This window comes from Streptomyces sp. ISL-96 (genome assembly GCF_018614035.1).
GTDB lineage: Bacteria > Actinomycetota > Actinomycetes > Streptomycetales > Streptomycetaceae > Streptomyces.
Genome location: NZ_JAGGPA010000011.1, coordinates 99,495 through 111,124 on the forward strand (window position 1 = coordinate 99,495; position 11,630 = coordinate 111,124).

Below are 11,630 nucleotides of genomic sequence, written 5' to 3' on the forward strand. Positions count from 1 at the left end.
TCGAGCGACCGGTACGGGCCCCCGGGCGTTCCTGTCGGCCTGTCAGCCGAAGACGACGCAGGAGGCCGCCGGCGCCTCGATTGAGCCCGCGCGGCGCGGGATGCCCGTCTCCTGGTCGATGTCGAACCAGGTGACGTCCCCCGATCGTCCATTGGCGACGTAGAGCCTGCGCCCCGAAGGATCCAGGGCGAGGTCGCGCGGCCACCGACCGCCGCACTCCACCGTCGTCACGAACTCCGCCTTCGCTCCGGACGCGTCGAGCGCGAGCACGGCGATGCTGTCGCTCCCCCGGCCGGCCACCCACAGGAAGCGTCCGTCGCGGGCCACGACGACCTCGGAGGGGTACGTCGTCCCTTCCGTGCCCGGCGCCACCACAGGAGCCTCACCGAGCGGTACGAGCACTCCGGACTCGGCGTCCCAGCGGCAGACGGTGACGGCCGGCTCCAGCTCACCCAGGACGTACGCGTGACCGCCCGCGGGGTGGAAGGCCAGGTGGCGCGGCCCGGAGCCCGGCCGCAGCGCGGTCTCGGTGTGCACGCGCAGCGTCCCGGTGGTCGCCGCGAGCTCGCAGACCCGTACGGAGTCGGTGCCGAGGTCGACGCTGAGCACCCACCGTCCCGTGGGGTCGGGCAGCACCTGGTGCGCGTGCGGTCCCGCCTGGCGGTCCTCATGGGGGCCGTTGCCGCGATGGTGCAGTACGGCGGTGGCCGCTTCCAGAGCGCCGTCCGCGCCGACGGGGAGCACCGTGACGCTCCCCGAACCGTAGTTGGCGGTCAGCAGATGCCCGTCGGCGAGCGCGAGATGGGTGGGCGCGGCGCCGCCCACGAGGACCGGCCTGCCTGCCGGTACCGGGGCGCCGTCGCCGGTCACGTCGAAGGCCGCGGCCGCCCCGTCGTCGGTCTCACTCACGGCGTACAAAACCGTTCCGCCGGGGGCGAGCGCGAGGAATGAGGGGTCGGAGACGGCGTCGGTCGCCCCGAGCACGGTCAGCGCGCCTGTCTCCGGGTCCACGGCGGCGGCAACGATCCCGCGGCCCCCTGCCGAGGTGAACGACCCGATGAACGCCCGCCCGGACCGCCCGGACCGCTCGGCCTCGTTGCTGCTGCTCACCGTGGAGCCCCTTTCCGCCAGTTGACCGCGTACAGCCGCAAGAGCTGTGACAGCTTTGATCACATTCTGCCGGGGTGTCGGCGTTCGACGGTAGGGGCAGGTCTAGACCACTTGGCCCCGGTCAGTGTGATGCCGAGCGCGGCGAGCTTCGCAAGGGCTCGTCGAGCTGGGCGAGCAGTGTCTCCAGCCCGTGCAGATGGGCGAGCGCCGGCTCGGCGGGGAGCGGCACGGGGTCGGCAGCCGCTGTCGCGCCGCGCTCGGTGTCGCGTACGGCACCGGGCGTATCGGGCGCATTGGGCGTGCCGGGCGAGACCAGCGCCCCTACCGCCGCTTCGACGCGCCAGCAGGCCGCTGCGAGCCGGGCGTCATGGCCCGCGTACGGGTCCGCCGCCACGGAAGCCAGTCCTCGTACCTCTCGGGCGCATTCGTCGAGCAGCGCCAGCACCTGGCGCGCCCGGGCCTTGCGGGCACGGAACGGGCTGAGCGGATGAATCAGCGGCGCGAGAGACACCCGCACGCGCCCGAGCAGCAGCTCCAGCTCGGCGGCCCGCGCAGCCGGGTCGGCAAGGTCTGATCCCGCCAGCCGGGCGACCGCCTCGGCCGTGCAGGCGCGCACGCAGTGCAGGGTGCGCTGGATCCAGGCGTCGGTGGCGCCGTGGGTGGTGACCGGCAGGACGAGGGCGACGGCCAGGGCCGCGCCGATCGCGCCGACGGCGGTCTCCTCGAAGCGCAGGAGCAGCAGTCCGGGGTGCAGGACGCCGAGCAGTCCGTACAGCAGACCGGCCATGACGGTCACGAAGAACATCATCCAGCTGTACGAGGGCGCGGCCGTGTAGAAGATCCCGAAGACGCACACCGCGACCAGCGCGGCGGTCGGCACCGGGGCCCCGGCGAGCGGGACCGCGATCAGCAGGCCGGCTCCGATGCCGGCGACCGTACCGAGGACGCGACGAAAGCCCCGTACCAGCGTCTCGCCGCGCGCCGTGGTGTTGACGAAGATCCACCAGGCGGTGCCGACGGCCCAGTACCAGCGCTCCTGGGAGAGCAGCTGGCCCAGTGCGAGCGCGAACGCGCACGCGGCGGTGACCTGGAACGCCTGGCGGGTGGTGGGCCGGGCGAGGCCGCGCCCCGTCAGCGGGGCCGGGGTGGCGGGCGGCGGGGTGCGCCGCTCGATGCACCACGCCCCGAAGCGCACGGCGGCCGACACGGCGACGGCGAGCGCGACGGCGGCGTACAGCTCGGGCAGCTGGCCCGGCACGGCGTGCAGGAACTGGGTGGCGAAGAACTGCATGAACGCGAAGATGCCGAGCGCGTGCCCGCGCGGCCCCCACCGCCTGGCGTACGCGCCGCAGAAGACGACCAGGAGAAACGCCAGGTCGCGCAGGAGCGGCGCGTCGTGCAGGGCCGTCGCGAGGGCTAGCACCGGGAAGCCCGCGACCGGGAGCAGCGCGGTCGTGACGGCCTGGCGGCGCGTGGTCGCGTCCTGGACGGTGAAGAGCGCGAGGAGCGCGGCGAGTCCCGCGGTGATGGAGGCGGTCAGGGACAGCCCGGCCAGTTCGGCGGCTGCCACCGACAGGCCCACGCCGATGACGGCGCGCGTGGAGACGCGCAGACGCAGCAGCCCCGGATCAGGAGCGGTAAACATCCTCTTCACGACGGTAGGTTCCGCCCCCTGCTCTTCGGACCTCGGACTTCGGACATGGCAAAGGCGCCGCGGGTCCGGAGGCGGCTTCGTTGCCGTCCGGCACTGGCGGCGCCATCGATGAGTAAAGGAAAGCATCAAGAGGCACACTGGCTCAACTCGATGAGATCACACTGGGCCATTGGTACTGTCTACAGTCGGAAGACCGGGCCAGAAGGAGACCAACGGATCATGGCAGTGGACGAGCTCGACACCCGCATCCTGCGGCTCCTCATCGAGCAGCCGCGCACCAGCGTGCGCGAGTACGCCCGTCTCCTGGGCATCGCGCGCGGGACGCTCCAGGCCCGGCTCGACCGGCTGGAGCGCGACGGCGTGATCACCGGTACGGGCCCCGCCCTGTCGCCCGCCGCTCTCGGCCACCCCGTGCTCGCCTTCGTACACGTCGAGGTGACCCAGGGGCATCTGGACGAAGTGGGTGACGCGCTGGCTGCCGTACCCGAGATCATCGAGGCGTTCTCCATCACCGGCGGCGGCGACCTGCTGACGCGGGTGGCGGCCCGCGACAACGGGCATCTGGAGGACGTCATCCAGCGGCTGATCCAGATTCCCGGCGTCGTACGGACACGGACCGAGGTGGCGCTGCGCGAGCGGGTACCGCACCGGCTGCTTCCGCTGGTCGAGTCGGTGGGCAGGGCGACGGCGGCCGCGAAGCGGGACTGACCGGCGGGGTTGGCACGGCTTGGCATGCTGGTGTCATGAGCCACCCGCACCGCACCTCGGTCATCTTCGATCTCGACGGCACGCTCGTGGACAGCGAGCCGAACTACTACCGGGCGGGCAGGCAGCTGCTCGCCCAGTACGGCGTCACGGACTTCGGCTGGGAGGAACACACCCGCTTCATCGGCATCAGTACGCGCGAGACGCTGGCGGCGCTGCGTGAGCGGTACGGGATCACGGCGCCGCTCGACGAGATGCTCGCCGGCAAGAACCGGCTGTATCTGGAGCTGGCCGCCGCGGCGACGGAGGTGTTCCCCGAGATGCGGAGGTTCGTGGAGCGGCTGCACGCCGAAGGGACGCCGATGATCGTGGCCTCGGGCTCGTCCCGCGCCGCCATCGAGGCGGTGCTCGCGGGCACCGGCCTGGACGCCCTGATCACCGACGTCGTCTCGGCCGAGGAGGTCCCGCACGGCAAGCCCGCGCCCGACGTCTTCCTGGAGGCCGCCCGCAGGATCGGCGCGGAGCCGGCCGACTGCGTGGTCCTGGAGGACGCCCCGGCCGGCGCGGCGGCGGCGCACGCCGCGGGCATGCGCTGCGTCGCCGTGCCCTATGTGCGCGGGACGGCGAACGATCCGGCGTTCGCCACGGCCGGGCTGCTCTTCCCGGGCGGCCAGAGCGAGTTCACGGCGCAGGCGGCGTACGAATGGCTCGGACAGTACGGCTGCCGCTGCCAGATCGTTTCCGGCCAGGGCATTTCGCGCTCCCGCGAGGGAAGTACCCCTCCATGACAACGTTCCGCCCCGCTCCCGCCTGGCTGGCCGACGCCGTCTTCTACCAGATCTACCCGCAGTCCTTCGCCGACTCCAACGGCGACGGCATCGGTGACTTCAACGGCATCACCGAACGCCTCGACCACCTCGCCTGGCTGGGGGTGAACACGGTCTGGCTCAACCCGTGCTTCGCCTCGCCCTTCCTCGACGCCGGCTACGACATCAGCGACTACCTCACGGTCGCCCCGCGCTACGGCACCGACGACGACCTCGCCGCCCTCGTGGAGGCGGCCGGCCGGCGGGGCATTCGCGTACTCCTCGACCTCGTCGCAGGCCACACCTCCGACCAGCACCCCTGGTTCACCGCCTCCGCCGACGACACCGGGGACCCCGCCGACGACCGCTACATCTGGACCGACGGGACCGGGCCGGCCCCGGCGGGGTTCGTGGCTTCTCCCGGCGCCCGCCGCGGGGCGTACCTGCCGAACTTCTTCGACTCCCAGCCCGCCCTCAACTTCGGCTACGCCCGCACGAATCCGGCCGAACCGTGGCGCCGGCCCGTCGACGCCGAGGGTCCGCGCGCGAACCGCGCCGCGCTCCGCGACATCATGGACCACTGGCTCGGCCTCGGCCTGTCCGGCTTCCGCGTCGACATGGCGGCCTCGCTCGTCAAGGACGACCCCGACAAGAGCGAGACGTCGAAGATCTGGACCGAGCTGCGCCACTGGCTGGACGCCGCTCACCCCGACGCGGTCCTGCTGGCGGAGTGGGGCGACCCGGCCGTGTCCGTACCGGCGGGCTTCCACGCCGACTTCTTCCTCCAGTTCGGCGGCCCCACCGTAGGGCGCCCGCTGCGCTCCCTGTGGAACAACCGGCACGGCACCGACAACGACGACTGGGACCCCGTCGACTGCTTCTTCGACCCCGGCGGCAAGGGCTCACCCCGCCACTTCGTCGAAGCGTGGCAGGACGCCACCGCCACCATCGACGGCCGCGGGTTCGCCGCCCTGCCCACCGCCAACCACGACTTCGCCCGCCTCAACTGCGGCCCTCGCACCCCCGAGCAGCTTCCCGCCGCGTTCGCCTTCCAGCTCACCTGGCCCACGCTGCCCGCCATCTATTACGGCTATTACGGCGACGAGATCGGCATGCGCTTCGTGCCCGGCCTCCCCGACACCGAAGGCAGCGTCCTGGGCCCGCGCTACAACCGGGCGGGCTCCCGTACGCCGATGCAGTGGGACGCCACCCCGGGGGCCGGTTTCTCCACCGCCCCGCCGGAGCGCTTCTACCTGCCCCTGGACCCCGACCCGGACCGTCCCACGGTGGCCGCCCAGCGCCGCGACGAGGGCTCCCTGCTGCACCTGGTCCGGCGCCTCGTCGCCCTGCGCACCACCACTGCGGAATTCGGCAGCGCGGGCGCGGTGGCCGTCCTGCACGACGGCCATCCCTTCGTCTACACGCGGGGCGGACGCTACCTCGTCGTCATCAATCCCCAGCGCGAGACGGCTGCCATCACCCTGCCGGAAGCCGTCTCCGGCGGTGCCCGGCCCCGGCCCGTGGAGGTCTCCGGCGTAGGCGTACACGTCGACGGGCGCACGATCACGGCGGAAGGTTTCGCGTACGGCGTCTTCGACCTGGAGCCCTCGAGAACTAAGGCCTCAGCAGCGTCTTGACCATGCCGTCCTGCTTCGCCTGGAACATCTCGTACGCCCTCGGCGCGTCCGCGAGCGGCATGGAGTGGGTGGCGAATCCCTCCACCCCCAGCGGGTCCTCGTCGCCGAGGAGCGGCAGGATGTCGTCCACCCAGCGCTTGACGTTGGCCTGGCCCATCCGCAGCTGGATCTGCTTGTCGAAGAGGGTCAGCATCGGCAGCGGGTCCGCCATACCGCCGTACACGCCGGACAGCGAGATCGTGCCGCCCCGGCGCACCACGTCGATCGCGGTGTACAGGGCGTGCAGCCGGTCGACTCCCGCGTGTTCCATCAGCCGCTGCGCCGCGGCGTCGGGCAGCAGGCCGGTCATCCACTGCGCCGCCTTGGCGACGGGCGCGCCGTGCGCCTCCATGCCGACGGCGTCGATCACGGCGTCGGTGCCCCGGCCGTCGGTCAGGTCGCGGATGGCGTCGGGGAGATCCTTCCCGTAACCGCGCAGGTCGAGCGCCCTGACGCCGCGCCTGCCCGCCCGGCTCAGCCGCTCCGGCACCAGGTCGACGCCGGCCACCAGGCTCGCGCCCCGGTGCAGGGCGACGCGGGCCGCCATGTCGCCGATGGGTCCGAGGCCGAGTACGGTCACGGTGCCGCCGGGCGGAATCGCGGCGTACTCGACGGCCTGCCAGGCGGTGGGCAGGACGTCGGAGAGATAGACGTACCGGTCGTCGGGCGGCCCGTCCGGCACCTTGACCGGCAGACTGTCACCGAACGGTACGCGCACGAACTCGGCCTGGCCGCCGGGGACCTGGCCGTACATCTTGGTGTATCCGAACAGTGCCGCGCCCATGCCCCGCTCCCGGACCTGGGTGGTCTCGCACTGCGAGTGCAGTCCCTGTTCGCACATGAAGCAGTGCTGGCACGAGACATTGAAGGGGATCACCACGCGGTCGCCCGGCGCGAGCGCGGAGACACCGGCGCCGGCTTCCTCGACGATGCCCATGGCCTCGTGTCCGAGGATGTCCCCGGGGTCCAGATAGGGCCCCAGGACCTCGTACAGGTGCAAGTCGGAACCGCAGATGCCGGTGGAGGTGACGCGTACGATCACGTCGGTCGGCTCTTTCAGCTGCGGGTCGGGCACCGTGTCCACCCGTACGTCCCGCCTTCCGTGCCAGGTCAGTGCGCGCATCGCTCTCTCCTCGTCACTGGGTCTCCATGACGCTCCGGGTCCCCCTGGCGGGCGCCGCCATTCCTGGCGGTCCGCCCGCTGTGGAAGCGGTCTGCGTACGGCGAGGCCGGCGGACGACACACCCGCCACACCCGCGTTTGGCCCGGAACGGGAAGGGCACCCGGCGACTCATGGATGGGCTGCCACTGGACCAGGCGTGGTTACGCAGGGCCGCCTGCGCCGGGACCGACCCGGAACTCTTCTTCCCCGTGGGGGTCAAAGGCCCCGCGCTGGACGAACAGGCCGCGGCCAAGGAGATATGCGGGCGCTGTCCCGTGACCCGGCAGTGCCTCGCCTACGCGTTGCGTTCCGGACAGCGCACCGGAGTATGGGGCGGCCTGGGTGAAGAGGAACGCTCCCCGCTGCACCGGGCCAAGGCCCGGTCCGGCCGGAAGACACCCGCTCAGGACTGAACGGGCGGGTTCTCCACCAGGGCGGCTCAGGCTGCCGCGCAGCAGGCCGAGACCGGCGTCAAGGTCCCGGTTCCGCACCTCGGCCGCCTCGAAGGGCAGGCCGCCTGGGCCGGGAGCGGCCGGATCCGCGGAGCCGCGCCCCGAATCGGTCGAATCCGCCCATACGGCCGTTGTGGCCTCGTCGCTGCCCTCCGGCGACGGCGGTGCCCGTCGGCGGAGCCTCCACGGCCGGGCGGCTCGCCCCCTTCGCCCGTTCAGTGGACGGGGTTCGCCCCGCTGTCGTGCCCGGCGCCGGCCGGAGCCGTACGCCATGCGCGCGGGGACGGCCGCCACCGCATCACGCGGGTGGCCAGTGCGGCGTACGCGATGCCGACGAGGAGGGAGGCGATCGTCGCCACCACCGCGAACTGGTCTTCCAGGCGCGGGAAGACCTGCCAGTGCGTCACGTATATGTAGAGGGAACTGCCGGCGAGGACGCCCGCGACGCGGTTGACGGAGGCCAGGCTCGGTACGTTCCGTACCCAGATCAGCAGCGTCAGGCCGGCCATGACGACCGCCTCCCGGAACGGCTCCCCGCTGAAGAAGCCGGGCACGGTCGCCAGGGCTGCGGCGTTGACCAGCAGTCGTTGCCCCACCGTGGTCGCCCTCGCGGCGGTCCAGCCCAGGGCGAAGAGCCAGAAGACCGTGACCGCCAGCGGAACGTGTCCCCGGGCGTCGAGGCCGAAGAGGTCGTAGCGGCCGATCAGCCCCAGGGCCGTCAGACCGGCGGGGAGGGCGAACGGGAAACGCCGCTCGGTGCGGTCCATCAGGGGCACGGCCAGCAGCGCCGCCACGGCGGCCAGCACGTAGAGGAGGACTTCGATGAACCAGAAGCCGTCGTTGGGGCCGAGGAGGCTGGTGAGCAGCAGGACGCTGGTGAAGCCGTAGTCGCCGGTGACGAGCAGCATCAGCGCGAGCCAGGCCATGCTCGGCAGGGCGATGCGCGCGACACTGCGCCCCATGTTGCGCAGGCGCTCGCGACGTCCGGCTGAACTGAGCTGGAAGCGGGCGAAGTTGTATCCCGCCACGCCGAGCAGCACATGTGCGCCGCCCTTGACGTTGAAAAGGTGGATGTGGGAGCCGACGATGAGCACGATGGCCACCGCCCGCAGGGCGACGCCGGTCTCCAGGGAGCGGCGGCGCGTGCTGCGACGCGCCTCGGCCGGCCGCTGTGCCGACAACCGCTGAAGGTCGCGGATGGGGAGCGTGTGCCAGTTGTCGGGCAGACGCCCCAGCAGCCCTTCGAGGTTGAGTGACATCTCGACGTACGAAAGGGAATCGCCGCCGAGGCTGACGAAGCTGCCGCTCTCGGTGACGTCGTCCCGGTCGAGGATCTGCGCGTACAGCCGGCACAGGTCGACAGCGGCCGGCACGGATGCCGCCTCGTCGGCAGGGGCCTCGGACGCGGGAGGCCGGGTCAGCTCGCGTATCGCCCGGTAGTCGGGCTTTCCGGTGGCGAGCCTGGGCAGTTGGGGAAGCACACGGACGCGTACGGCGCGCGCCGGCAGGCCGCATTCGGCGGTCACCAGTCGTCGTATCCGGGCGGGGTCGGCCGTGTCCGGATCGCCGGCGACGGCCACTGCGAGCGCGTCGTCGGCGGCGGTGCAGCAGGAGGTGACGCCGTGCCTTTCGAGCATGACCTCGACCTGCTGGGGGTCGATGCGCAGGCCGAGGATCTTCGCGAACCGGCTGCGCCGGCCGACCAGTTCGTACAGGCCGTCGGGGGTACGCCGGGCGATGTCCCCGGTGTGCAGTTCGTCGACCGTACGGCCGGTCCCGAGGTCCTCCGGGCTTTCGGCGTATCCGAGCATGACGTTGGGTCCCGCGTACACCAGCTCGCCGGTGGACTCGCCGGGCCAGTCCGGCAGCGGCTGGAGCCGGAAGGACCCTCCGGGGATCGCGATTCCGGCCGCCTCGGGGCGGGTTGCCGCGAGGTCCGGCGGCAGGTAGGCCATGCGGGCCGTGGCCTCGGTCTGGCCGTACATCACGAAGAGCTCCCAGCCGGCGGCGCGGCCCAGAGCGGCGTACCGCGCGACCCGCTCGGGCGCCAGGCGGCCGCCCGCCTGGGTGATGTAGCGCAGGTCCGGGAGGTCCATCGTGGCGAAGCCGACGCGGTCGAGCAGGTCGAAGGTGTACGGGACGCCGGCGAGGCTCGACCCGCGGGCGGTGCGGAACAGCTCCCAGAAGCAGGCGACGGTGACGGACAGGCCGGTGAGGATCACCGCGGCGCCGCGCAGGAGGTGGCTGTGGATGACGGAGAGGCCGTAGCAGTAGTGCATCGGCAGGGTGGTCGCGGCGCGGTCGGTGTCCCGGATGTCCAGGTACTCGGCTATGGACTCCGCGTTGGCCTGCAGGTTCTCGTGCGAGAGCCGGACGAGCTTCGGCGACCCGGTCGAGCCGGAGGTGCTCAGCAGCAGTGCGAGGTCCGGGTGCAGGGTGTGCGCGGAGACGTCACGCCGCTCGTCGAGCACCCATTCGCCGCCGTCCGCGTGCGCCACGACGTCCGGGTCGTACGCCTCGGTCAGTGACCGTACGGCCTCGGGGTGGTCGCCCGGCACCAGCAGGACGGGGTGTCCCGCCGCCAGGGCCGCGAGGTGTACGACGAGGGCGTCGACGGTGTTGGCGGCGACGAGCAGGACCAGGCGCCGCTCCCGGCCGAGGCGGCGGGCGGTCGCGTCGACCCGCGCGGCGAGCTCGCGGTAGGACACCGGGCCGTCGGCGGTGATGACGGCCGTGCGGTCGCCGTGGGCCGCGAGGCCGCGGGCGAACGGGACGGTCTGGGCGCCTGGGAGCAGGCCGGAAGGGGCTGTCACAAGCGCATCTTAGGAAAGGCTTACCTCAGGGCATAGTCACAGAAACGTCACAACTGATCCACTGCGGGTGCACAGATAAAGAACAGGTAAGGTCGGCTCCGCCGCCCGCTCGACGCTGCCGAAACGTTGCGTACGTCACTCTTGACGTTTAGGTTAGGTTTGCCTTATCTATAGGTCCCCGACGACGCGCCGCGCGGCGGATTTCAGCCATGCAGAAAGGCTTCGCATGCGACGCCCCTTGATCCGACGTCTGACCGCGTTCTGCGCGGCAGCGGCCCTCCTCGCCACCGTCGCGGGCTGCGGCAACGCCGAGGACGACGCCGGCCTCGTGATCTATTCCGGCCGCAACGAGAACCTGGTCAAGCCGCTCCTGGACGATCTGGAGAAGGCCATCGGCACGACGGTCGCCGTCCGCTACGGCGACAGCGCCGAAATGGCCGCCCAGATCCAGGAGGAGGGCGACAAGACCAAGGCCGGCCTGTTCTTCTCCCAGGACGCCGGAGCCCTCGGGGCCCTCTCCACGAAGGGCCTGCTGAAGAAGCTCCCCCAGTCGACGCTGGACCGGGTGGACCCGTCGTTCCGCGGCGGTGCGGGCGACTGGGTCGGCACCTCGGGACGCGTCCGCGTCCTCGCGTACAACCCCGGCCAGGTCACCAAGGTGCCGGACAGCGTGCACGAGCTGACCAAGCCGGAGTGGAAGGGCAAGGTCGGATACGTCCCGACCAACGCCTCCTTCCATGCCTTCGTCACCGGCATGCGCGTCCTGGAGGGCGACGACGCCACCCGCACCTGGCTCAAGGGCCTCAAGGCCAACGAGCCGAAGGTGTACGAGAACAACCTCAAGGTGCTGGAGGCGGTCGGCAAGGGCGAGGTCGCCCTGGGCCTGGTCAACCACTACTACTGGTACGAGCAGGTCGCCGAGAAGGGCGAGGACAAGGTCGGCGCGAAGATTCACTTCCTGCCCGGCGGCGACCCGGGTTCGCTCGTCAACGCGGCCGGAGTCGGCACCCTCAAGAGCAGCGACCAGACCGCGGCCGCGCAGAAGGCCGTGGACTTCCTGCTCTCCAAGAAGGCGCAGACGTACTTCGCCGAGGACACCAAGGAATACCCGCTGGCCGCCGGTGTGACCAGCACGGTCAAGGACCTGCCGCCGCTGGACTCCCTCGACGCCCCCAAGATCGACCTCGGAAAGCTGGAATCACTTCAGGAGACCCTGAAGATGCTTCAGGACGTCGGGATGGTCTGAGCCGTC

At 71.6% G+C, this 11,630-nt stretch carries 9 protein-coding genes; 5 read left to right on the top strand and 4 right to left on the bottom strand.

The annotated features are described in order from the left end of the window. Nucleotides 1–42: 42 nt before the first annotated feature. Entirely contained in the window at nt 43–1,110 is a 1,068-nt protein-coding gene (locus J7E96_RS07660) for a lactonase family protein (RefSeq protein ID WP_215128801.1), read from the bottom strand. A gap of 121 nt (nt 1,111–1,231) precedes the next feature. Beyond that, on the bottom strand, nt 1,232–2,755 hold the full coding sequence (locus J7E96_RS07665; RefSeq protein WP_215129231.1) for an FUSC family protein: 1,524 nt from the start codon (nt 2,753–2,755) through the stop codon (nt 1,232–1,234). 228 nt (nt 2,756–2,983) lie between these two features. Here J7E96_RS07665 and J7E96_RS07670 point away from each other — a divergent pair, with 228 nt between their 5' ends. Genes J7E96_RS07670 through J7E96_RS07680 form a run of 3 tightly spaced genes read left to right on the top strand, consistent with a single transcriptional unit; the run spans nt 2,984 to nt 5,912 of the window. Next, nucleotides 2,984–3,472, top strand: coding sequence for an Lrp/AsnC family transcriptional regulator (locus tag J7E96_RS07670; protein ID WP_215128803.1), 489 nt, complete (start codon nt 2,984–2,986; stop codon nt 3,470–3,472). Nucleotides 3,473–3,507: 35 nt separating this feature from the next. Then, a complete protein-coding gene (locus J7E96_RS07675) occupies nt 3,508–4,257 on the top strand; it encodes an HAD family phosphatase (protein WP_215128805.1) in 750 nt (249 codons plus the stop codon). Then, entirely contained in the window at nt 4,254–5,912 is a 1,659-nt protein-coding gene (locus J7E96_RS07680; RefSeq protein ID WP_215128807.1) for an alpha-amylase family glycosyl hydrolase, read from the top strand. Before J7E96_RS07675 ends, J7E96_RS07680 begins: the two co-directional genes overlap by 4 nt. Here J7E96_RS07680 and J7E96_RS07685 read toward each other — a convergent pair. Continuing rightward, nucleotides 5,890–7,074, bottom strand: coding sequence for an alcohol dehydrogenase catalytic domain-containing protein (locus tag J7E96_RS07685; protein ID WP_215128809.1), 1,185 nt, complete (start codon nt 7,072–7,074; stop codon nt 5,890–5,892). The two genes, J7E96_RS07680 and J7E96_RS07685, sit on opposite strands and share 23 nt — an antisense overlap. Before the next feature lie 170 nt (nt 7,075–7,244). On the opposite strand from J7E96_RS07685, the gene J7E96_RS07690 reads away from it, so the two are divergent. Continuing rightward, nucleotides 7,245–7,526, top strand: a complete 282-nt coding sequence (locus J7E96_RS07690; protein ID WP_215128811.1) for a WhiB family transcriptional regulator — start codon at nt 7,245–7,247, stop codon at nt 7,524–7,526. A 254-nt stretch (nt 7,527–7,780) separates the two neighbouring features. On the opposite strand, the gene J7E96_RS07695 is transcribed toward J7E96_RS07690, so the two are convergent. Then, nucleotides 7,781–10,378, bottom strand: coding sequence for an AMP-binding protein (locus tag J7E96_RS07695; protein WP_215128813.1), 2,598 nt, complete (start codon nt 10,376–10,378; stop codon nt 7,781–7,783). A 226-nt stretch (nt 10,379–10,604) separates the two neighbouring features. Here J7E96_RS07695 and J7E96_RS07700 point away from each other — a divergent pair, with 226 nt between their 5' ends. After that, nucleotides 10,605–11,624 (top strand): iron ABC transporter substrate-binding protein, encoded by a 1,020-nt coding sequence (locus tag J7E96_RS07700; protein WP_215128814.1) that lies wholly within the window; start codon nt 10,605–10,607, stop codon nt 11,622–11,624. The last annotated feature ends 6 nt before the right edge of the window (nt 11,625–11,630 follow it).